Here is a 21,614-nt window from a genome sequence, read left to right on the forward strand (position 1 = left end):
TCGTATCGCCTGATACAGATGCGGTACAGCGGCGCGTGACTATATGGTGTGCCATGCCGTTCGATCTCTCCGCCATCCCGCCGCTCTACCTGGTGCTGCCCGCGCTGCTGATCGTCGGGGCGCTGGTGCGGCGCGTGCCGGTGCTCGGCCGGTTGGTGTCCGTGGTGACGTGGATCGCGCTGCTGGGTACGCTGGCGTTCGTGTTCGGCGAGCGGCAGCGGTTCGATCCGTACCTGTCGCGAATCGCGAGTGCCCTGAGCCTCGACGGGCAGCAGGTGGTCGGCCAGGAGGTGCGCATCCGGATGGCGCCGGACGGGCATTTCTGGGCACGCGCCGATCTGGGCGGAGTGAAGCGGCGGATGCTGATCGACAGCGGGGCGACCGTGACCGCCTTGTCGCCCGAGACCGCGGCGGCAGCGGGGCTGGAGGTGCGCGAGCCGATCGTGCCGCTGATCCTGCGCACCGCCAACGGATCGATCCGCGCGCAGACCGCCAGCGTCGAGCGGTTCGCGCTGGGCAATATCGTCGCGCGCGATGTCGATGTGGTGGTGTCGCCGGGGATGGGCGACACCGACGTGATCGGGATGAACCTGCTGTCGCGGCTGAAATCGTGGCGGGTCGAGGGGCGGACGCTGATCCTGGTGCCGCATCATCCGCAGGCCACAGCGAAGTGACGCGCGACGAGGCGCGTGCGCGCGATGCGGCCGATCCGCTGCGAGGATTACGCGACCGATTCGCTTTGCCCGACGGGGTGATCTACCTCGACGGCAATTCGCTGGGAGCGTTGCCGAAGACCACGCCTGCGCGATTGACGGACGTGGTCACGGAGCAATGGGGGCGCGACCTGATCGCCGGGTGGAACGCGCATGGCTGGATCGGCGCGGCGGTGCGGGCGGGTGGTGCGATCGCACCGCTGATCGGCGCGCAAGCGGACGAGGTGCTGGTCGCGGATTCGACCTCGGTGAACCTGTTCAAGCTGCTCGCCGCCGCCTGCATGGCGCGTCCGGAGCGCGGGACGATCCTGTCCGAGCCGGAAAACTTTCCGACCGACTTGTATATGGCGCAAGGCGTCGCCGGGATGCTGGCGGGGCGGCGAGTGAAGACGGTTGCGTTCGATGACCTGGTCGCGGCAATCGACGACGACGTCGCGGTCGTGCTGCTGACGCATGTCCACTACAAGTCCGGGCACAAGCGCGACATAGCCGCGATCACCGCCGCCGCGCATGCTCGCGGGGCTCTCGTCCTGTGGGACTTGAGCCATAGCGCCGGCGCCGTTGCGGTCGACCTGAACGGGTGCGACGTCGATCTAGCGGTGGGGTGCGGGTACAAATACCTGAACGGTGGGCCCGGCGCGCCCGCGTTCCTGTATGTCGCGCGCGGATTGCAGGAGACGCTGCGATCGCCGCTATCGGGATGGATGGGGCATGCCGCACCGTTCGACTTCCACGACGACTATGCCCCCGCACCCGGCATCGCCCGGTTCCAGTGCGGGACGCCGCCGATCCTGGGGATCGCCGCGCTGGAGGAGGGAGTCGCGCAGTTCGACGGGGTCGATCTGGCCGCGCTGTTCGCCAAGGGACAAGCGTTGTGTGACCTGTACGTCGCCCTGGTCGAGGAGCGCTGCACGGGCTTCGTTCTGGCGTCGCCCCGCGACGGCGCGCATCGCGGCAGCCATGTGTCGTTCGCGCATCCGCACGCTTACGCGATCTGCCAGGCGTTGATCGCGCGGCGCGTCGTCGGCGATTTCCGGGCGCCCGACGTGCTGCGGATGGGGTTCGCGCCGCTCTACACCGGGTTCGAGGATGTGTGGTGTGCGGTCGATACGCTGGCGGCGGTGATGCGCGAGCGGGCGTGGAACGATCCCGCTTACCGGTTCCGGGCCGCCGTTACCTGACCGAGAGCGCAAGCAGCGCGAAGGTCGCGAGCCAGTGTTCACCCATGTAATCGTCGGCAAGATGCGGAAGGGCAGCGGCGAGATGCACGTCGGCGATCGCGCGGGTTCGCGCCGGATCGGGCGTGGCGTCGGCGATCGCGGACCAGCACCAGGCGCGCGCGAGATTGAGGCCGTCGAGATGCGCCAGGCGACCGTCGTGCCGATCGCTGACGATCGCGGGTTCGCGCAAGGCTCTGGCCGCTTCGCCGTACGGGTCGGGCAGGAACGCGAAGAACCATTCGCCGAACCCATCGGCCAGCACCTCGCGCATCAGCAGCGCTTCGGTGAGCGTGGCGGAGAGGAAGTCCTCGCCGCTCGGCTCCCACGGGCGTGCATCGCGGTCGTTGCCGAACCAGAGGCGCGCGCGACCCTCGATCAGCGTCGCAAGGGCTTGGTCGTGGGTGCGGGCCCAGCGCAGCGCGTGGATCAGCGCAAAGGCGGTATTGTCGTGCTTGCCGCTGCGCACGGGATAGATCAGCCGCGGCAGATACGCGGCGAAGCGGGCGGCAAAGGCGCGGGCGAGCGGCTCCAGCGTAGCGGCCCAGGCGCGATCGGGGCGTGACGCCAGCTCATCGTGGAGCGCGAGCAGCCAGCCCCAGCCGTACGGCCGCTCGAAGCCGCCGGTCAGCGCGCGATCGAGGAACGCGCGCTCTCCGGCCACCCGCTCGGGCACCAGCATGCGGTTGGCGAGGCCTTCGGCCTGTCCGCCGATCGCCGGAAACAGGCGTGCGAGGCGCATCACCTGCCACCAGCCGTGGACGCAGCTGTGCCAGTCGAAGCTGCCGTGAAAGATCGGGTGAAGGACGGACGGGCGGATCAGGTCGTCCGGTCCGGTCAGGACAAGATCGAGCTTGTACGGCCATTCCCGAGTCAGATGCCCAAGGGTGAGCGCGGAGAAGCGCGCAGCGGTGGTTTCGTCGATCATGGCGCGCCGTACCCGCCACCGCCGGGTGTCTCGATGACGAACACGTCGCCCGGCGTCACCGCGACCCGGGCGGTCGAGCCGAGCGGTTCGGTGCTGCCGTCCTTGCGCTCGACGCTGGCCGATCCGCAAGCGCCAACGCTGCCGCCGCTCAAGCCGAACGGCGGCACTCGGCGACGATTGGCGAGGATGCACGCGGTCATCGATTCGAGAAAGCGGATGCGGCGAGTGGCACCGTCCCCGCCGCGGTGGGCGCCCTCCCCGCCCGAGCCCTTGCGGATCGAAAATTCCTTGAGCAGCACGGGGAAGCGGCTTTCCAAAATTTCGGGATCGGTCAGGCGGCTGTTGGTCATGTGGGTCTGGACCACGCTCGCGCCGTCGAACCCCGGCCCTGCGCCCGCGCCGCCGCCGATTGTCTCGTAATATTGACGGGTGTCGTCCCCGAAGGTGAAGTTGTTCATCGTGCCTTGGGCGGCCGCCATCGCGCCGAGCGCGCCGAACAAGGCGTCGGTGACCACCTGGCTGGTCTCGACATTGCCCGCGACCACCGCGGCGGGATAGCGCGGGCGCAGCATCGAACCCTCCGGCACGACGATCTCGACCCCGCGCAGGCAGCCGTCGTTGAGCGGCACGGCCTCGTCGATCAGGGTGCGGACGACGTAGAGGACGGCGGCGCGGACGATCGATACGGGAGCGTTGAAGTTGTTCGGGCGCTGCGCGCTGGTGCCGGCGAAATCGACCCGCATCGTGCGTGCTTCGCGGTCGACACGGATCGCGACCCGTACGACCGCGCCGTCGTCCATCTCATAGGCGAAGTCGCCATCGTCGAGGCGCGCGATCCAGCTGCGGACCGCGGCTTCGGAATGGCGCTGGAGGTGCTCCATATACGCGCCGACGACCTCGGCACCATAATTTTCCGCGAGCCGCGCCAGGCCCGCCGCGCCGCGAGCGCAGGCGGCGAGCTGTGCGGAGAGATCGGCGATGTTCTGGTCGATGTTGCGCGCCGGGTAGGCGCCACCGGCGAACAGCGCACGCAGCTCGGCTTCACGGAAGCGGCCTTCGTCGACGACCAGCACGTCGTCGAGAAGCACGCCCTCCTCTTCGACGGTCGTGCTTTCGGGCGGCATCGATCCGGGAGCGATGCCGCCGACATCGGCGTGGTGGCCGCGCGCCGCGACGAAATAGGCGGGGGCATCGCCGTCGGCGAAAACCGGCACGATCACGGTGATGTCGGGCAGGTGCGTGCCGCCGCGATAGGGCGCGTTGAGCGCATAGGCGTCGCCCCGGCGGATGCCGCGCGGCAAGTCTCCCCTGCTCTCGATGATCGTGCGGATGCTCTCGCCCATCGAGCCGAGGTGGACGGGGATGTGCGGCGCATTGGCGACGAGGTTGCCGTGCGCGTCGAACAGCGCGCAGCTGAAATCGAGCCGCTCGCGGATGTTGACCGAGGCGGCGGAACGCTGGAGCGCGGCGCCCATCTCCTCGGCGATCCCTATGAACAGCCCGGCGAAGATCGCGAGGCGTACCGGATCGGCGTGCACCCCCGCGGCGGCGATGGCGCGTGGGGCGATACGCTCCAGGATCAGGTTGCCGAGGGTGTCGACGCGGGCGCGCCAGCCCGGCTCGACGACGGTCGTCGAGGAGGCGTCAATGACGAGCGCCGGGCCTGCGATGCCGTGTCCGGCGGGGAGCCCTTCGCGCGCCAGGACCGGCGTGTCGTGCCAGGCGCCCGCCAGGTACACGGCCACGCTCTCCAGTGGCGGTGCGGGGTCTTGCGGCAGAGTCACCGGCAGGTCGATCGCGGCGCTGGCGGCGACGGCTTCGGCGACGATGCGGTCGGCGACCAGGGGCGCGGTGCTGGCAAAGCCGAATTGCGCGACGTGCGCGGCATCGAAGGCGGCGGCCATCGTCTCGGCGTCGGCGAAGGCAGCCTCGATGGTATGGTCGGTCTGGCCGCGGCGTAGGTGGACGCGGCGTTCGACGGTGACGGTCGCCGGATCGACGCCCTGTTCGACCAGCGCCTCGCTTGCCTGTTCGGCCAGTACGGCTAGCGCGCTCGCGACCGCGGGATCGTCGTACGCCACGCCGAGCGTCGCCTCACGCAGGACGCGGCGGTCGGCCAGCCCCATGCCATAGGCCGACAGCACGCCCGCGAGCGGGTGGATCATCACCCGCTCCATCGCCAGGGCGTCGGCGACCAGGCACGCATGCTGCCCCCCCGCCCCGCCGAAGCACGCCAGCGTGTAGCGGGTGACATCGTGCCCGCGCGCGACCGAGATCGCGCGGATGGCACCCGCCATGTTGGCGACCGCCACCGCCACGAAGCCTTCGGCTGCCTCGTGCGGGACAAGCGGGAGATCGGCGAAGCGCGCCGCCACTGCTTGGCGATCGAGGGGCTGGTCGCCGTTCGGGCCGAACAGCGCAGGGAAATGCTCGGGCCGCAGCTTGCCGAGCAGGACGTTGCAGTCGGTGACGGTCAACGGCCCGCCGCGGCGGTAACAGGCGGGACCGGGCGTCGCGCCTGCCGACTGCGGGCCGACGATCAACGCCGCGCCATCGTAGCGGCAGATCGATCCGCCGCCCGCAGCGACGGTGTGGATGCGCAGCATGGGGGCACGGATGCGCGCGCCGCCGACGACCGTTTCGGTATCGCGCTCGAAGGTGCCCGCATGATGCGACACGTCGGTGGAGGTGCCGCCCATGTCGAAACCGATGACATGGTCGAACCCAGCCGCCCTGGCGGTCGCGGCCATGCCGACGATGCCGCCCGCGGGGCCGGAAAGGATCGCGTCCTTGCCGCGGAACGCTTCGCCCGCGACGAGCCCGCCGGACGATTGCATGAACAGCGCGCCTTCGCCAAGAGCGTCGCGGAGCCCGGCGACGTAGCGATCCACGACCGGTGACAAATACGCATCGACGACGGTCGTGTCGCCGCGACCGATCAGCTTGATCAGCGGCGCGACGCGGTGGCTGACCGAGACCTGGGCGAAACCGATTTCCTGCGCGATCTGTGCCAGCGTCCTCTCGTGATCCGTGAAACGGTAACCATGCATCAACACGATCGCGAGCGCGCCGAACCCTGCCTCGTACGCCGCCTGCAACCCGGCGCGTGCGGCGTCGCGGTCGAGCGGGCGAAGGACGTTGCCCTCGGCGTCGACCCGCTCGTCGATCTCGACGACATGGCCGTACACCGGTGGCGGACGGACGATCTCGCGCGCGAAGATGTCGGGGCGCTCCTGATAGCCGATCGCCAGCGCGTCGCCGAAGCCGCGGGTGATCGCGAGGCAGGTCGGCTTGCCCTTGCGCTCGAGCAGCGCGTTGGTGGCCACCGTCGTGCCGATGCGCAGCGACAGCGGCACCGCCGCGCCCCCGGTCAGCCGGCGGATCGCCTCCACCGCGGCATCGGCATAATGCGCCGGGTCTTCGGACAGCAATTTCGCGATCGCCACGCTGCCGTCGGGCCGCCGCGCGACGACGTCGGTGAAGGTCCCGCCGCGGTCGATCCAGAAGTCCCAGCCGCCGGTCATGCGATCCCGAACGGCACCACGCGGTTGCCCTGCGTGTGCCCGATCTCCGCGCGGCCGAGATACGGCACCCCCATGTCGCGCGACCAGCGGACCATCATGTAGTCGAGCGTCTCGCCCCAGGCGGGGGTGTTCGCCTGGACAGCGGTGACCGCGCCGAGCCGCAGCCCCGCGATCCCCTTCAACTGGGTGGCGTGCGCGACCTTGAAGAGCAAGCGGTCGATATTGTACATCGCCTCCGACACCTCCTCGACGATCACGACATGGTCGGTCAGGTCAGGCAGCCACGGCGTGCCGATCAGGCTGCCCAGGATCGACAGGTTGAACGCGACCGAGGGTTGACCGTCGAGCCCGGGTTCGAGCCCCGCCGGATCCCGCCGTGCCAGCCAGCCGAGCGATCTGGCCACCGTCGCCTCGCCGTCATGCCGCCCGATATCGCTCGCCATCGGACCATGGACCGCGTGGCCGATCCGGCGTGCGTAGAGCGCGGACAGCAGGAAGCCGACATCGGAATAGCCCAGATACGTCTTCGCCCGCGCCGCGCGCGCCAGATGCGGCATGACCATGTCGAGGATGCGGTTGGCGCCATAGCCGCCGCGCAGGAACCAGATCGCGTCGAAGGCGGGATCGTTGGCATATTGGAGGAACGCCTCGGCCCGGCGCATGTCGGACCCGGCGAAATGGCCGTCGGTTTCCGTGCATTGCGGGTGGAAGACGAGTTCGACCTCCGGAAGGGCTGCCGCGGCATAAGCGGTCACCCGAGGGATTGAATCCGGATTGGCCCGGCTCGATGCGGCCAGCACTCCGATCCTGATCGTCCGTCTCCATCTTGCCCAACCGCGCCGCCGCCGATAGCGCGGTGGCATGACATTGGCCAAACCTTGTTTTCTGGTCGGCATCGGCGGTTCGGGCATGATGCCGCTTGCGATGATCCTGCGCGCGCGCGGGCACGCGGTCTCGGGATCGGACCGGGGGCTCGATCAGGGGCGGGTGCCGGCCAAGTTCGATGCGTTGCGCGCGGCAGGGATCGCGCTGTTCGCACAGGACGGCAGCGGCGTGCGCGCCGACATGCGGGTGATCGCCTCGGCGGCGGTCGAGGAGACGGTGCCCGACATCGTCGCGGCGACGGCGCTCGGCTGCGAACGCGCGACGCGGGCCGAGGCGCTGGTGGCCTTGTTCAACGACGCCGCCTTGCCGATCGGGGTGGCGGGGACGAGCGGCAAATCGACCGTCACTGGCATGATCGCCTGGATCCTGCATGCCTGCGGCCGCGACCCGACGGTGATGAACGGCGCGGTGATGAAGAATTTCGCGAGCGCCGACGCACCGTTCGCCAGCGCGCTCGTCGGCGGCGGTGACGCGTTCGTCGCCGAGGTCGACGAGAGCGATCGGTCGATCCGGCTGTACCATCCCGCGGTCGCGGTGCTCAACAACGTCAGCCTCGATCATATGCCGCTGGACGAGCTGCGCGCGCTGTTCGGCGACTTCGCGGGCCGCGCGCGGCAGGTCGTCGCCAATGCCGGCGATGCGGAGACGCTGGCGCTGCTCGGCGGATTGCCGTCGGTGACGACGTTCGCGGTGGAGGCGGACGCCGACCTGTCCGCGCGCAACCTGGTGCCGGAGCGGTTCGCGATGCGGTTCGATCTGATGACCGAGGACGCCACCTTGCCGGTGCGGCTCGCGGTGCCGGGGCTGCACAACGTGTCGAACGCGCTCGCCGCCATTGGTGCTGCGGTCGCCGCGGGCGTGCCGCTTGCCGAAGCCGCCAGCGCGATCGAAGGCTTCTCCGGGCTGAAACGCCGCTTCGAGCTGATTGGCGAAGCAGGCGGCGTCGCGGTGATCGACGATTTCGGACACAACCCCGACAAGATCGCCGCGACGCTCGACACCCTCCACGCCTTTCCCGGCCGCCTGCTGTTGCTGTTCCAGCCGCACGGCTACGGCCCGCTCAAGACGATGCGCGAGGAGCTGCTGGCGATGTTCGCGAGCAAGCTAGCCGTGCGCGACCTGCTGGTCCTGCCCGATCCCGTCTACCAGGGCGGCACCGTGGTGCGCGAGGTCGGTAGCGAGGCGATCGTCGATTCGCTCCGCGCCGCGGGTTGCGACGCGCGCTATGTCGCCGCTCGCGCGGACGCGGCAGCCCTGCTCGTCGCCGAAGCAAGACCCGGCGACCGCATCGTCGTGATGGGCGCGCGCGACGACACGCTGTCGGTGCTCGCGGCGGAGATGCTCGCGGGGCTGGCCGCAAGGGCTGGCGCCGCGGTGGCGCCATGATATTGTCTTCGCAACGCAGCAAGGGACCGTCCATGATCCGCCGTCTGTTTCTCGATCATCCAGAATCTGTTGGCGAAAGCTATGCCGAGCACCTCGTCGCGGCGGGGCGCTTCGGGCTGGCGATGGTGGCGGGGGGCATCGCCTGCACGATCCACGCGATCCTGCCCGCGGCCTTCCCGACCGCAGGAAGCGGCACCGTGGGCCGGCTATACGCGCAGATGGTGGCCAAGCGGGGCGCGGCGCGGGCGGCGCAGAGTCAGCTGAAGACGGTCGACTATATCATCTGACCCGCGCGGCTTGGCGCTGCGCGACGGACACGATAGGCGCAGGCCATGTCCGACCCAGCCCGCCCCCGCCTCGCCTACCACTTCACCGACGGCGCACGGCCCGCGGTGGTGTTCCTGCCCGGTTACGCCTCGGACATGAACGGCACCAAGGCGCTGGCGCTCGAAGCCTGGGCGAAAGCTGCCGGCCGCGCGTTCCTGCGCTTCGATTATGGCGGATGCGGGCAGAGCGAGGGAGCGTTCGCCGACCAGACGCTGGCCGACTGGCGCGACGATGCGATCGCGATGATCGATACCGTCGTCGCCGGACCGGTGGTGCTGGTCGGGTCGTCGATGGGCGGGTGGATCGCGCTGCTGGTGGCGCGCGACCGGCCCGACCGGGTCGACGCGCTGGTCGGCATTGCGCCCGCGCCCGACTTCACCGACTGGGGGTTCACGACCGAGGAGAAGCTGGCGCTGCTCTCGGACGGCCGGCTGGAACGCGCCAACCCTTATGGTTCGGAGCCGACGCTCTATACCCGCGCCTTCTGGTCGTCGGGTGAGGCCAACCGGCTGATGTTCGGACAGATCGCCTTCGACGGGCCGGTCCGGCTGTTGCAGGGGCAGGCGGACGCGGACGTGCCGTGGAACCGCACGGTCGAGCTGGCGCGGCTGATCCGTTCAGCCGATGTCCAGACGTGGCTGGTCAAGGACGGCGATCACCGCCTGTCGCGCGACACCCATCTCGTGCTGCTGATCCGTGCGGTGGAGGATGTGATCGCCGCATGATCCTGTTGCTGCTCGCCGCTGCGCTCCAATTGCCCGACGAGGCGCGCTACGACGCTTGCGTCGAGCTGGCGCGGACCGACCCTGTGGCGGCGCGCGAGGAGGCCACGCGCTGGCGGATCGCGGGCGGCGGGTGGTTCGCGCGGCAATGCGCTGGGCTGGCCTATGCGCAAGAATCCGACTGGGCGGCGGCGGCAGGCGAGTTCGAGGCGGCGGCGCGCGCAGCGGAGACCGGCAAGGACGAGCATGCGGCGCAATATTGGGCCCAGGCGGGCAATGCCTGGCTGGCGGCGGGCGATGGCGCCAAGGCGCGTGCGGCGCTGGATGCCGCGCTGATCGCGGGAACGCTGACCGGGCTGCAACTGGGGGAAGCGCAGCTCGACCATGCGCGCGCGCTGGTCGCGACCGGCGCGTTGGACACCGCGCGCACCGACATCGACCTAGCCCTGACGACCGCGAGCGACGATCCGCTCGTGTGGCTGCTGTCGGCGACGCTGGCGCGACGAATGGACGATTTGCCGCGGGCAAGGAAGGACATTGCCGAGGCTTTGCGCCGTTCGGCGGATGACGCATCGGTGCAACTGGAGGCGGGCAATATCGCGGCGCTCGGGCACGACGAAGCAGGCGCGCGGCGGGCCTGGGGCGAGGCGGCGCGGCTGGCGCCCAACGCCGACGCTGGGCGGAGTGCGGTGGCGGCGCTGAAGCAGTTCGATCCGTCTTGATCCCCCCCCAGCTCGCTCGGCGAGGATTTGCTCAGTGCGCTCGAAGCCCTATCGTCTGCCAGAATTTGGAGCCCGCCTGCATGAGATACCTGCACACCATGATCCGCGTCACCGATCCCGACGCGACGATCCGCTTCTTCGAACTGCTCGGGCTGAAGGAGGTGCGGCGGATGGAGAGCGAGAAGGGCCGCTTCACGCTCATCTTTCTTGCCACGCCCGAGGACATGAACGCTCCCGGCGAACGCGCGGACGCCGAGGTAGAGCTGACGTACAATTGGGAATCCGAGACTTACTCCGGCGGACGCAATTTCGGCCACCTCGCCTACCGCGTCGAGAACATCTATGACACGTGCCGGCGGCTAATGGACGGTGGCGTCACGATCAACCGGCCGCCGCGCGATGGGCATATGGCGTTCGTGAAGACTCCCGACGGCATCTCGATCGAACTGCTCCAGGATGGCGTGCTCGAACCCGCCGAGCCATGGGCGTCGATGCCCAATACGGGTACGTGGTGATGCTGGATGTCGTTCGCGTCCCCGTCCTGTCGGACAATTACGCCTGGTTGGTGCACGACGCCGACAGCGGCGAGACCATCGTCGTCGATCCGGGCGAAGCGGCACCGGTGCAGGCCGCCGCCGCCGAGCGCGGCTGGCGGATCGACGCGGTTTGGACAACCCACTGGCATCCCGACCACACCGGCGGCAATCAGGCGCTGAAGGCAGCGGGAGCGGAAATCGTCGCGCCAGCGGCCGAGGCGGCGAAGATCCCGACGCTCGACCGCGGTGTCGCGGAAGGCGACACGCTCATGCTGGGCCGCCACGCCGCGACGGTGATGGAGGTGCCCGGCCATACGCAGGGACATGTCGCGTTCCACTTCGCGGAGGACGGCATCGTCTTCACCGGTGATACGCTCTTCGCGATGGGCTGCGGACGATTGTTCGAGGGCACGCCTGGTGACATGTTCGCCAACATGGCGCGCTATGCCGCGATCCCCGACGCGACGCGGGTCTATTGCGGGCACGAATACACATTGTCCAACGCGCGCTACGCCGCGGTCGCGGAGCCGGACAATGCCGCCGTTGCCGAGCGGCTGGCGCAGGTGGCGGCACAGCGCGCGCGTGGCGAGGCGACGGTGCCGACGACGATCGGCGCCGAGCGCGCGACCAACCCTTTTCTGCGTGCCGCATCGGTGGAGGATTTCGCCCGGCTGCGCGCCGGCAAGGACGCGTTCAAGGGCTAGAACGAAACGCCTGGTCGTGCGTTCAGTTCGACAGGAGACAATCCATGCGCACCATCGTCCTTCCCGCAGCTCTTTTGTGTTCGGCAGTGCTCGCGGGCTGCACCCCCAGCGCCGCCCAACAGGGGCGGATCGACACGCGCGCCGCGACCGCGCAGACCAAGCTCGACGCGGCGCTTGCCGGGCTGGTGCCGGGCAAGCCGACTTCGTGCCTGCCGCTCAGCAACAGCTCGCAATATCAGACCGAGGGCTATGGCCCGACAATCCTTTACAAGTTCAGCCGCGGGCTGGTCTATCGCAACGATACCAATGGCGGCGGTTGCGAGGGGATCGCGCGTGGCGACGTGCTCGTCACGCGGCAGGTCGGCGGGCAATTGTGCTCGGGCGACATCGGCACGACCGTGGACAGCACATCGCGGTTCCAGACGGGGAGCTGCGCGCTGGGCCGGTTCACGCCTTACCGCAAGCCATGATCCGGCCCATCGTTCGGTTGGCCGGGGCGCTGGCGCTGTTGCCCCTGGTTGCGGCCTCGACCGATCCGCTGGAGGGCCGGATCGCGGGCAAGCCGCAGACCTGCATCAATCCGTCCAGCAACGTCGGTCCGGAGATCGTCGATGCGCACACGATCCTCTATCGTGACGGCGCTCGGATCTATCGCACGACGATCGACCATTGTCCGGCGCTTCGCCCGTTCGCGACGCTGATCGTCGAGCGCTTCGGCACGAGCCTGTGCCGCCACGATCGATTCCGGTTGATCGAGCCGCCGCAGACCATCGCGTCGGGCTATTGCTTCTTCGGCGACTTCGTACCCTACACCAAGATCCCCAAGACGCGCTCCTAGAGCACGAACCGGCTGAGGTCGGTGTTGCGCGCGATGCTGGCGAGCTGGCTGTCGACATAGGCGGCGTCGACGACGAGTGACGAACCGGCGCGGTCCTCGGCGTTGAAGCTGACCTCCTCGAGCAGTTTCTCCATCACCGTCTGCAGCCTTCGCGCGCCGATGTTCTCGACCTGCCCGTTCACCTCCGCGGCGATCCGCGCGACCGCGGCGATGCCGTCGTCGGTGAAGCTGACCTCGACGCCTTCGGTTGCGATCAACGCCTTGTATTGCGCGGGAAGCGATGCCTTGGTGTCGGACAGGATCGCAACGAAATCGGCCTCGGTCAGCCCCTTCAGCTCGACGCGGATCGGCAGGCGCCCCTGGAGCTCGGGCAGCAGGTCGCTGGGCTTGGCGACGTGGAAGGCGCCGCTGGCGATGAAGAGGATGTGGTCGGTCTTCATCGGCCCGTGTTTCGTCGCAACGGTGGTGCCCTCGATCAGCGGCAGCAGGTCGCGCTGGACGCCTTCGCGGCTGACCGATCCGCCGCCGCGCTGTTCGGACATCGCGATCTTGTCGATTTCGTCCAGGAAGACGATGCCGTTCGCCTCCGCATCGGCCAGCGCGACGCGGTTGACGTCGTCCTGGTCGAGGCGCTTGTCGGCCTCCTCTTCCACCAGCTTTTCCCACGCCGCGCGGACGCTCAGCTTGCGGCGCTTCAGCTGTGCGCCACCGCCGAACGACTTCATCATCTCGGACAGGTTGATCATCTGCGGCGCGCCGCCGGGCACCTCGAACGGCATCGACGGCGCCTGCTCGACCTCGATCTCGATCTCGGTGGCATCGAGGTGGCCGTCGGTGAAGCGCTGGCGGAACGCCTCGCGGGTCGCGGCGCTCGAGTCCTTGCCGGTCAGCGCGTCCAGCAAGCGCTTCATCGCCGCGTCCTCGGCCTTGTCGGCGACCGCGGCGCGGCGGCGCTCCTTTTCCAGCCGAATCGCTTCCTCGACCAGGTCGCGGGCGATCTGCTCGACGTCGCGGCCGACATAGCCGACCTCGGTGAACTTGGTCGCCTCGACCTTCACGAACGGCGCGTCGGCCAGCTTGGCCAGGCGGCGGCTGATCTCGGTCTTGCCGCAGCCGGTGGGCCCGATCATCAGGATGTTCTTGGGCGTCACCTCGTCGCGCAAGTCGGCCGAGAGCTGCTGGCGGCGCCAGCGGTTGCGCAGTGCAACCGCAACCGCGCGCTTGGCATCCGCCTGGCCAATGATGTGGGCGTCCAATGCGGCGACGATCGCCTTGGGGGTGAGAGGTGTGTTCATCGCTCTTTCTTAGCCCTCTCCCGCCTTCGCGGGAGAGGAGGGGCCCGCTCGCGTCAGCGAGTGGGAGGTGAGGGTCTTCTTCTTGGAGCCGTGGGCGGGAAGGTCGAAGAAGAAGACCCTCACCCAACTCTCCCGCGAAGGCGGCAGAGGGCTAAGAAGCATCAGATCGCCGAGTCCATCGTCTCCACCACCAGCCGGTCGTTGGTGTAGACGCACACCTCCGCCGCGATGCCCATCGCCTTGCGCGCGATGACCTCCGCGTCGGCTTCGTAGTCGACCAGCGCCTTGGCCGCGGCGAGCGCGTAATTGCCGCCCGAGCCGATCGCCGCGATCCCGGCCTCGGGCTCCAGCACGTCGCCGTTGCCGGTCAGGATCAGCGTCACGTCCTTGTCGGCGACGATCATCATCGCCTCCAGGTTGCGCAGGTATTTGTCGGTGCGCCAATCCTTCGCCAGCTCGACCGACGCGCGCAGCAATTGACCTTGATGCTGCTCGAGCTTGCGCTCCAGCCGCTCGAACAGGGTGAAGGCGTCCGCGGTGGCGCCCGCGAAGCCGCCGATCACCGATCCGTCGCCCAGGCGGCGGACCTTGCGGGCGTTGGGCTTCATCACGGTCTGGCCCATCGAGACCTGCCCGTCCCCTGCCACGACGACCTTGCCGCCGCGCCGGACCGAACAGATGGTGGTGCCGTGCCACACGGGCATGGCGTTGTCTGTGCTCATGCGCCGCGATGTAGTATGCGGCGGCGCGGGTGCAACGTCAGCGGCTGTTGGCCAGCAGGAAGGCGCTGCTCTCCGCCAGCGTCGGCGCGCTGCCGCGGAAGGGCTTGGACAGGCCCTTGACCAGGTCGACGTGGCTCTTGCCCGGGTATTCGCGCAAGGTCACCGGCGCGCCGAGCGCTTGGAGCCGGGCGGCGAGCGATTCGCTATTGTGCGGGTTGACGACGGTGTCGGCGGTGCCCGCCGCCAGCCATAGCGGCGGCGCATCGGCGCGGGCGTAGTGGATCGGCTGGGTCTCCTCGGGCCGCGGCCAATTGCCGAGCGCGTCGTGCGCGCGCCGGTCGGTCAGCGGCAGGAAGTCGTACGGTCCCGCCAGCAAGGCGGCGGCGCGCACCGTCTTCGGATCGACCCCGGCCCCGCGCAGCCACTGCGGGTCGAGCGCCAGCATCGCGCCGATGTACGCGCCCGCCGAATGCCCTGCGATCGTGATCCGTTTGGGGTCGCCGCCATAGCGCGCCGCATTGTCGCGTGCCCACCGGACCGCGAGCGCGCCGTCTTGGACGAAGGCGGGAAAGCGGACCTGCGGCACCAGCCGGTAATCGGCGACGATCGCGACGAAGCCTTTCGCCGCATAGGCGCGCCCTGCAAAGCCGTACTCGCCGCGCGCCCCCGACACCCAGGCGCCGCCGTAGAAAAAGACGACGACGGGGCGCGGCGCGGCGCCGGTCGAGCGCGGCGCCCAGACGTCGAGCTTCTGGCGCGCGTCGGATCCGTAGGCGACGCCCCCGGCCACGCGGCGCGCGTCGCTGTCGCCGGGGGTCACGGTGTTGAGGCGATTGAGCAGCGCGGGCGGCGAGCAGGCGCCCAGGAGCAACGCGGCGCAGAGCGTAAGGCGGTTCGGCATGCCCCGCCCTAGCCGCTCGCGCGCCGCCCGTCGCTATCGTTCCACCCCGTTCGCCTTGCCCCATGTCCGCGCGACGGTGTAGCCGAGGTAACCGGTGCCGAAGAGCGCGTAGAGCGGTTCGGGGATTGCCGCGAAATACGCCGCCATCCCGCGGGTCATCGACGCCGCGATCGCGGGCTGGATCGCCGCGATCAGTCCCATCGGCAGCGACCAGAGCAGCAGCGCATACATGACGTAGAGGAACGCCGGGCGCGCTCTCGTCACCCACGGATCGCGCCGAAGGTAACGAAGGTCACGTGGTTCCCGCGAAGTTTCGCTCTCGCTCATGCACCGATCCGGTTCGCGAGCCAGCCATAAAGAAACGCCTCGTTCGCCGGTCGCCGCTCGGCCAGCGCGACGTAGCGTTCGCCTTGCAAGGCTTCGAGCGCCTTCAGCAGCACCGTCTCGCCGCCGACACCGCGGTGCGCGAGGAAGGCGTCGAGCGCAGCCAGCGTGCCCACGCCGACCCGCCCATCGAGCGCCAGATCGGGATAGTGCAACGCGCCCCGGTTCAGCGCATTGAGCGCGCGCTGGAGGAACGCGGCGGCGACCGCGACTCCCATGTTCACGCCGGTATCGAACAGTTCCGCGGCGATCGTCGGCGCACGCGTGGCGACTCGGTCGAAGCCCGGGGCGGTCCAGTACAGCCGCCGGTAGATGGCCACCGCACGGGTGCGGGGCAGCGCGCGCATCTCGCCCGAATAGCCGTCGGCGCGCGCCACCGCCTCGCTCACGCCCCAGCACGTCGCCCCGCCGCGGTCTGCGGCGTGGTTGGAATAGCCGCCCTCGCGGTCGATCACGTCGTCGATCAAGGATTCCACATTCATGTCCTGCCCTCCTGTTGAATGGCAAGCCACGAACCATATCGGTTCTGTGTAGGACAGGATTATTTTCGCTTGGGTGCAAGCGGACAATGACGTGCGCCATCCATGTCCGTCGTCTCCAAGGCGCAGCAAGTTGCTGTTTGTTATACGGAATCAATGAACCACGTTAATCTTTGCCTATGGCTTTGGTCGCTAGACCGACTTCTTTGCAGCCCGGCCTTGCCGAGCGAAAATGTGGCTTGTCGGCAGGGAGATCGTAATGACATTACCATCGCGACCGGGACGGCGGGTCATCATCGTCGACGATTCGCGAACGATTCAGGCCCTGCTCGACAATGCGTTCAGCGCCAGAAGCGGCTTTAGCGTGGTCGGTTTTTCAAGCGACGCGCAGTCGGCGGTCGAGATGATCCGCCGGCTGATGCCCGACATCGTCACCATCGACCTTTGTATGCCGTATATCGACGGGGCTGCGTTGCTGGACTTGATTGCCGATCTGAGAGGGGTCTGCAAGATCGTGGTGTCCGACCAGTCCACAAACAATCTGTTGCTGACGGCCAAGCTCGAGGCCGCAGGCGCATCGCTGTGCCTCAGCAAGACTGAGCTGGCGAGCAATCCCGACGCCTTCTTCGCCAAGATCACGTCCGCCTGCGATGCCGCGCAGGCCAAGCGGAGAGACCGCTTGGGGATCAACCGCAAGTCTGCGCAAATCGGCGCGAAGCCGGAATGCGGCCGGACAGGCAACGCATCCTTCGGCTTTCCGGTGCCGATGGACGAAAAGCTTCGCCTGGAAACGTTGCGCCGCAAGCAACTGGCGAATGCGGTGCGGGAACGGCAGTTCGATTTGGTGACCAAGCATGTGGCGGAAGCAACGGGTTTTCCGGTCTGCCTCCCCACCTTCATCGATCGCGATACGCAGTGGATCAAGTCCGCTTACGGGTTCGGCGAGGACAGTATGCCGCGCGGACAGGCGTTCTGCAACTACACGATTTCGCAGGGCGGCTCGTTCGTGGTGTCCAACGCCGCGAGCGACGAGCGGTTCGCCAACAACCCGCTGGTGACCGGCGCCCCGCACATCCACGCGTACATGGGTCATCCCATCACCATCGGTGACGGCACACGGATCGGAGCCCTGTGCGTTGTGGATACCCGATACCGCGCGCCCTCTAACGCGGTGCTCCGCCATCTGGCTGGCATGTCCGATATCCTGGGCGAGATGATCGACCTTCGACCGACATTGGCGGCGTGAAGCCGGCTCGCGCCTCCGACGGGCAGCAAGTTCGCGTCGCCGGCTGAATGATGGAACTCTTGGTCGGGGCGACAGGATTCGAACCTGCGACCCCCACACCCCCAGTGTGATGCGCTACCAGGCTGCGCTACGCCCCGACCGAAGGCGGCGCATTACGCGGGCGTCCGCCTGGATGCAAGGGCGTCAGTCGCCGATCAGGGTGCGCCAGAACTGGCCGTCCCACGCCTTGACCGAGATGCGCTCGATCGGGTGATCGCGCAGCGCACGGCCGAACGCCTTCTGGTGCGGCGCGCCGCCGTGCGCCGCAAGTGCTTCGGGTGTCGCCCAGCGTTCGGATATCCGCACCAGATCCGGATCGCCCGCATCGAACGAGAAGACGTAGAGATCGCAGCCGTCCTCGCCCATGCACGCCGCGGCATGCTCCGCCAGCAGCGCGCGCGCCTTGTCGCCGCCGCCGGCCGCCAGCTTGATCTCGCCCATCACCAGAATCACGCGCCGTCTCCTCCAGGATCGCCGGACGATTGCACGGCTGCCCAAGCAATGGTAGCGGCGCGCTCTTCCAGGGGCGCGGTACGTCCGCCTGCCCCGTCAATGTCGTGTCGGGACGCATGTTCATCACACCAGCCTATGCCCAGGCCGCCGGCGGCGCCGCCGCTGCCAACGGCGGCATCGCCTCGTTCTTCGGCCTCGCGCCGTTGCTCCTCGTCTTTGTCGTGTTCTATTTCCTGATGATCCGCCCGCAGCAGCGCCGGGTCCGGGCGTTGCAGACCGCGGTCGCGGCGGTCAAGAAGGGCGATCAGGTCGTGACCGCCGGTGGCATCGTCGGCAAGGTCAGCAAGCTGGAGGATGCGTTCGTCGAGGTCGAGATCGCGCCGAACGTCCGCGTGCGGGTGGTGAAGGCGACGCTGACCGAGGTCGTCAATCCGATGGCCAAGCCGGCGAACGACTGAGACGATGCTCGATTTCCCCCGCTGGAAGGTCGCGTGGATCGTCGGCCTGCTCGGCATCCTCTGCGCGCTGGCCATCCCCAGCTTCCTGCCCGAACGCTATAGCGCACAACTGCCGGTGCACCCGCGGATCAACCTGGGGCTCGATCTGGCGGGCGGCAGCTATCTGCTGCTGGAGGCCGACACCGCCGACCTTGCCGCGTCGCGGCTCGAGGCGATGCGCGACCAGGTGCAGACCGAGATGCGCCGCGGCGCGCCACCGATCGCGATCGGCGACATCTCGACCCGCGACGGCCAGCTATCGTTCTTCGTGCGCGACGCAGGCCAGGTCGATGCGGCCCGAGAACGCCTGCTGACGATTACCGGCGGTGGCGCGGGGATGACCGGGCAGCGGGTGTGGGACATCGGCGTGGTCGACACCAGCCGCTTCGTTATCAAGCCGACGCAGGCCGGGCTGACCCAGGCGATCGAGACCGCGCTGGGCGACGCGACCGAGGTCGTGCGCCGCCGCATCGACGCGCTCGGCACCAAGGAACCGACGATCATCCGCCAGGGCGCCAGCCGGATCGTCGTTCAGGTGCCGGGATTGCAGAACCCGCAGGCACTGAAGGATCTGCTCGGCAAGACCGCCAAGCTCGAATTCAAGCTGGTCGACCAGAGCGCCAACCCCGCCGATCTCGCCGCCGGCCGTGCGCCCGCGGGCAGCCAGGTGCTGCGCTATCCGACCAACCCGGCCGGCATCCCGTTCATCGCGGTCAAGCGGTCGGCGATGATCACCGGCGACCAGATCAGCGAAGCCAGCCAGACCTTCGACCAGCAGACCAACGCCCCCAACGTCGCGATCACCTTCGAGGGCCCCGGCGGCCGGCGCTTCGCCAAGGTGACGACCGAGAACGTCAACAAGCCGTTCGCGATCATCCTCGACAACCAGGTGATCTCGGCGCCCAACATCGAAAGCGCGATCCTGGGCGGCCGCGCGTCGATCTCTGGCAGCTTCACGGTGCAGAGCGCCAACGAGCTGGCGATCGCGCTCCGGTCGGGCAAGCTGCCCGTCGCGCTCAAGGTGATCGAGGAGCGCACCGTCGGCCCCGATCTCGGCGCCGATTCGATCCGCGCGGGCGTGCTCGCGTCGATCGTCGCCGCTGCGGCGGTGATCGTGTTCATGTTCGTCACCTATGGGCGCTTCGGGCTGTATGCGAACCTGGCGGTCATCATCAACATCCTGGTGATCCTGGCGGTGATGGCGATGCTGAACGCCACCCTGACGCTGCCGGGCATCGCCGGGTTCGTGCTGACGATCGGCACCGCGGTGGACGCCAACGTGCTGATCAACGAGCGCATCCGCGAGGAGCGCCGGCGCGGGCGGGGCGTGGTGCAAGCGGTGGAGCTCGGCTACAAGGAAGCGAGCCGGACGATCTTCGAGGCGAACATGACGCACGGCATCACCGTCATCATCATGCTGATCCTCGGGTCCGGCCCGGTCAAGGGCTTCGCGGTCGTGCTGCTGATCGGCATCGTGACGAGCGTGTTCACCGCGGTGACCTTCACCCGGATGATGGTGGCGCTGTGGCTGCGCCGCACCAAGCCCAAGTCGATCAACATATGACCCAGCGCCCGATCGACGCGCATCCCTCATGTCCGTTCGTGCTGAGCGAAGTCGAAGCACATGACGCGGGCCTTTCGCCTGCGGCATGCCCTTCGACTGCGCTCAGGGCGAACGGGAGTTGGGCGGCAAGAGAACAGCTATGAGATTGCTCAAACTCGTTCCCGACGACACCAACATCGATTTCGTGCGCCTGCGCGTCTGGGCGTTCGGGTTGACGCTCGCGCTCAGCCTCGCGGCGCTGGCGCTCGTGGTCGTCAACCGGCTGAACCTGGGCGTCGATTTCGTCGGCGGGCTGATGATCGAGGAGAAGTTCGCCTCTACCCCCGATGTCGATCGCGTCCGCACGCTCGTCGATTCGCTGGGGGTGGGCCAAGCGACGCTCCAGCAATTCGGCGATCCCAACACCGTGTCGATCCGCCTGCCGACCCCCGCGAGCACCGACGAAGGCGCAACCAACGCGGTGGTCAAGAAGGTCCAGAGCGCGCTGACCCAGGCCTTCCCGGGCGCCACACTGTCGAAGCAGGATGCGGTCAGTGGCAAGGTGTCGAACGAACTGCTGTGGCGCGGCGGGATGGCGGTGGGCCTCGCGATCCTCGGCATCGGCCTGTTCGCGGTGTTCCGTTTCGAATGGCAGTTCGGCGTGTCGACGGTCGTCGCGATCGTCCACGACCTGCTGATGACGCTCGGCTTCTTCGCGCTGACCCAGCTGGAATTCGACCTCAACATCGTCGCGGCGGTGCTGACCATCGTCAGCTATTCGATCAACGACAAGATCGTGATCGACGACCGCATCCGCGAGAACATGCGCCGATACCGCAAGATGGACATGCGCGAGATCGTCAACCTGTCGGTCAACGAGACCCTTCCCCGGACGGTGATGACATCGGTAACGATCCTGCTCGCGCTGACCGCGATGCTGATCCTGGGCGGGCACGTCTTGCGCGGGTTCACCGCGGCGATGATCCTGGGCATCATCGTCGGCACCTATTCGTCGATCTACGTGTCGTCGTCGCTGCTGATCGCGCTTGGCCTCCGCGCCGAGCCGACCGAGCGCAAGGCAGGCGCGATGGACCAGGCCGAGCGGGTCGGGCCGCGGGCCAAACCATGAAGATGGAGGCCGTCCCGACGCCGGGAGGGCCGATCGTCACGGGGCTGGTCGGCACCGGCTTCCGGCTGGGCGAGGCGCTGTATCCGGCGGTGCTGATGACGCACGAGGCGGTGGCGCGCTGGTCGCCGCCGCCGCTGGCGGATCTGGACGAAGCGGCGTTGGCGCCGATCCTGCAAGGCTCGCCCGAGTTCGTCGTGCTCGGCACCGGTCGCGCGCTGGTCCGCCCGCCGGGGGCGCTGGTGAAAGCGCTGGAGGCGCGCGACGTGGGTATCGAGCCGATGGACAGCCGCGCCGCCGCGCGCGCGTGGGGCGTGCTTCGCGCCGAAGGGCGTGCGATCGTGGCGGCACTGTACCCCCTCGACGCGTAGAACGATCCGCCGCTTTTTTCCCTTCTCTCGCGTCCCCTTTTTTCTCGCGTCATTGC

The 21,614-nt window shown here is 68.5% G+C and carries 24 protein-coding genes and 1 tRNA gene; 15 read left to right on the forward strand and 10 right to left on the reverse strand.

The window, feature by feature from the left end; translation table 11 throughout:
- Positions 1 to 53 precede the first annotated feature (53 nt).
- Together ACE5C1_RS03195 and kynU are read left to right on the forward strand one after the other, a co-directional pair.
- Positions 54 to 674, forward strand: a complete 621-nt coding sequence (locus ACE5C1_RS03195; protein ID WP_374942619.1) for a TIGR02281 family clan AA aspartic protease — start codon at positions 54 to 56, stop codon at positions 672 to 674.
- Positions 671 to 1,894, forward strand: a complete 1,224-nt coding sequence (kynU, locus tag ACE5C1_RS03200) for a kynureninase (RefSeq protein WP_374942620.1) — start codon at positions 671 to 673, stop codon at positions 1,892 to 1,894. Before ACE5C1_RS03195 ends, kynU begins: the two co-directional genes overlap by 4 nt.
- Here kynU and ACE5C1_RS03205 read toward each other — a convergent pair.
- Genes ACE5C1_RS03205 through ACE5C1_RS03215 form a run of 3 tightly spaced genes read right to left on the reverse strand, consistent with a single transcriptional unit; the run spans position 1,887 to position 7,194 of the window.
- Positions 1,887 to 2,858 (reverse strand): DUF2891 domain-containing protein, encoded by a 972-nt coding sequence (locus ACE5C1_RS03205; RefSeq protein ID WP_374942621.1) that lies wholly within the window; start codon positions 2,856 to 2,858, stop codon positions 1,887 to 1,889. The genes kynU and ACE5C1_RS03205 overlap by 8 nt on opposite strands.
- A complete protein-coding gene (locus ACE5C1_RS03210) occupies positions 2,855 to 6,382 on the reverse strand; it encodes a hydantoinase B/oxoprolinase family protein (protein WP_374942622.1) in 3,528 nt (1,175 codons plus the stop codon). The genes ACE5C1_RS03205 and ACE5C1_RS03210 overlap by 4 nt, the downstream gene beginning before the upstream one ends.
- Positions 6,379 to 7,194 (reverse strand): LD-carboxypeptidase, encoded by an 816-nt coding sequence (locus ACE5C1_RS03215; RefSeq protein ID WP_374942724.1) that lies wholly within the window; start codon positions 7,192 to 7,194, stop codon positions 6,379 to 6,381. Before ACE5C1_RS03215 ends, ACE5C1_RS03210 begins: the two co-directional genes overlap by 4 nt.
- 49 nt (positions 7,195 to 7,243) lie before the next feature.
- Between ACE5C1_RS03215 and ACE5C1_RS03220 the strand changes: the two genes are divergently transcribed.
- The 8 genes from ACE5C1_RS03220 to ACE5C1_RS03255 all read left to right on the forward strand — a co-directional run bounded on the left by ACE5C1_RS03220 (position 7,244) and on the right by ACE5C1_RS03255 (position 12,502).
- Positions 7,244 to 8,653, forward strand: a complete 1,410-nt coding sequence (locus ACE5C1_RS03220; protein ID WP_374942623.1) for a glutamate ligase domain-containing protein — start codon at positions 7,244 to 7,246, stop codon at positions 8,651 to 8,653.
- 32 nt (positions 8,654 to 8,685) lie between these two features.
- Entirely contained in the window at positions 8,686 to 8,940 is a 255-nt protein-coding gene (locus ACE5C1_RS03225; RefSeq protein WP_374942624.1) for a DUF6356 family protein, read from the forward strand.
- A gap of 45 nt (positions 8,941 to 8,985) precedes the next feature.
- Complete coding sequence (locus ACE5C1_RS03230) at positions 8,986 to 9,705, forward strand: alpha/beta hydrolase (RefSeq protein WP_374942625.1); 720 nt, start codon at positions 8,986 to 8,988, stop codon at positions 9,703 to 9,705.
- Entirely contained in the window at positions 9,702 to 10,424 is a 723-nt protein-coding gene (locus ACE5C1_RS03235) for a hypothetical protein (protein WP_374942626.1), read from the forward strand. The genes ACE5C1_RS03230 and ACE5C1_RS03235 overlap by 4 nt, the downstream gene beginning before the upstream one ends.
- 80 nt (positions 10,425 to 10,504) lie before the next feature.
- Positions 10,505 to 10,939, forward strand: a complete 435-nt coding sequence (locus ACE5C1_RS03240; RefSeq protein WP_374942627.1) for a VOC family protein — start codon at positions 10,505 to 10,507, stop codon at positions 10,937 to 10,939.
- Complete coding sequence (gloB, locus tag ACE5C1_RS03245) at positions 10,906 to 11,664, forward strand: hydroxyacylglutathione hydrolase (protein WP_374942628.1); 759 nt, start codon at positions 10,906 to 10,908, stop codon at positions 11,662 to 11,664. The genes ACE5C1_RS03240 and gloB overlap by 34 nt, the downstream gene beginning before the upstream one ends.
- Before the next feature lie 44 nt (positions 11,665 to 11,708).
- Positions 11,709 to 12,134, forward strand: coding sequence for a hypothetical protein (locus ACE5C1_RS03250; RefSeq protein WP_374942629.1), 426 nt, complete (start codon positions 11,709 to 11,711; stop codon positions 12,132 to 12,134).
- A complete protein-coding gene (locus ACE5C1_RS03255; protein ID WP_374942630.1) occupies positions 12,131 to 12,502 on the forward strand; it encodes a hypothetical protein in 372 nt (123 codons plus the stop codon). The genes ACE5C1_RS03250 and ACE5C1_RS03255 overlap by 4 nt, the downstream gene beginning before the upstream one ends.
- Here ACE5C1_RS03255 and hslU read toward each other — a convergent pair.
- From hslU to ACE5C1_RS03280, 5 genes are all read right to left on the reverse strand, one after another.
- Positions 12,499 to 13,797, reverse strand: coding sequence for an ATP-dependent protease ATPase subunit HslU (hslU, locus tag ACE5C1_RS03260; RefSeq protein WP_374942631.1), 1,299 nt, complete (start codon positions 13,795 to 13,797; stop codon positions 12,499 to 12,501). The genes ACE5C1_RS03255 and hslU overlap by 4 nt on opposite strands.
- A 161-nt stretch (positions 13,798 to 13,958) precedes the next feature.
- On the reverse strand, positions 13,959 to 14,501 hold the full coding sequence (hslV, locus tag ACE5C1_RS03265; RefSeq protein WP_374942725.1) for an ATP-dependent protease subunit HslV: 543 nt from the start codon (positions 14,499 to 14,501) through the stop codon (positions 13,959 to 13,961).
- Positions 14,502 to 14,556: 55 nt separating this feature from the next.
- On the reverse strand, positions 14,557 to 15,420 hold the full coding sequence (locus ACE5C1_RS03270; RefSeq protein ID WP_374942632.1) for an alpha/beta hydrolase: 864 nt from the start codon (positions 15,418 to 15,420) through the stop codon (positions 14,557 to 14,559).
- 33 nt (positions 15,421 to 15,453) lie between these two features.
- Complete coding sequence (locus ACE5C1_RS03275) at positions 15,454 to 15,747, reverse strand: 3TM-type holin (protein WP_374942633.1); 294 nt, start codon at positions 15,745 to 15,747, stop codon at positions 15,454 to 15,456.
- Positions 15,744 to 16,286: a glycoside hydrolase family 108 protein gene (locus tag ACE5C1_RS03280; protein WP_374942634.1), complete on the reverse strand. Its 543-nt coding sequence runs from the start codon at positions 16,284 to 16,286 to the stop codon at positions 15,744 to 15,746. Before ACE5C1_RS03280 ends, ACE5C1_RS03275 begins: the two co-directional genes overlap by 4 nt.
- A 256-nt stretch (positions 16,287 to 16,542) precedes the next feature.
- On the opposite strand from ACE5C1_RS03280, the gene ACE5C1_RS03285 reads away from it, so the two are divergent.
- The gene (locus ACE5C1_RS03285) at positions 16,543 to 17,529 is read left to right on the forward strand and encodes a response regulator (protein WP_374942635.1); all 987 of its coding nucleotides are present in this window, start codon (positions 16,543 to 16,545) and stop codon (positions 17,527 to 17,529) included.
- Between the two features lie 60 nt (positions 17,530 to 17,589).
- Here ACE5C1_RS03285 and ACE5C1_RS03290 read toward each other — a convergent pair.
- Both ACE5C1_RS03290 and ACE5C1_RS03295 read right to left on the reverse strand, forming a co-directional pair.
- Positions 17,590 to 17,666, reverse strand: a tRNA-Pro gene (locus tag ACE5C1_RS03290).
- 46 nt (positions 17,667 to 17,712) lie between these two features.
- Entirely contained in the window at positions 17,713 to 18,021 is a 309-nt protein-coding gene (locus ACE5C1_RS03295) for a putative quinol monooxygenase (protein ID WP_374942636.1), read from the reverse strand.
- A 116-nt stretch (positions 18,022 to 18,137) separates the two neighbouring features.
- Between ACE5C1_RS03295 and yajC the strand changes: the two genes are divergently transcribed.
- The 4 genes from yajC (at position 18,138) to ACE5C1_RS03315 (ending at position 21,558) form a co-directional block, all read left to right on the forward strand.
- Positions 18,138 to 18,479, forward strand: coding sequence for a preprotein translocase subunit YajC (gene yajC / locus ACE5C1_RS03300; RefSeq protein ID WP_374942637.1), 342 nt, complete (start codon positions 18,138 to 18,140; stop codon positions 18,477 to 18,479).
- Between the two features lie 4 nt (positions 18,480 to 18,483).
- Positions 18,484 to 20,082, forward strand: a complete 1,599-nt coding sequence (secD, locus tag ACE5C1_RS03305; RefSeq protein WP_374942638.1) for a protein translocase subunit SecD — start codon at positions 18,484 to 18,486, stop codon at positions 20,080 to 20,082.
- 139 nt (positions 20,083 to 20,221) lie between these two features.
- Complete coding sequence (secF, locus tag ACE5C1_RS03310; protein WP_374942639.1) at positions 20,222 to 21,190, forward strand: protein translocase subunit SecF; 969 nt, start codon at positions 20,222 to 20,224, stop codon at positions 21,188 to 21,190.
- Positions 21,191 to 21,192: 2 nt separating this feature from the next.
- A complete protein-coding gene (locus tag ACE5C1_RS03315; protein WP_374942640.1) occupies positions 21,193 to 21,558 on the forward strand; it encodes an MTH938/NDUFAF3 family protein in 366 nt (121 codons plus the stop codon).
- Positions 21,559 to 21,614 lie beyond the last annotated feature (56 nt).

It is taken from the genome of Sphingomonas sp., from assembly GCF_964263785.1.
Lineage (GTDB): Bacteria > Pseudomonadota > Alphaproteobacteria > Sphingomonadales > Sphingomonadaceae > Sphingomonas.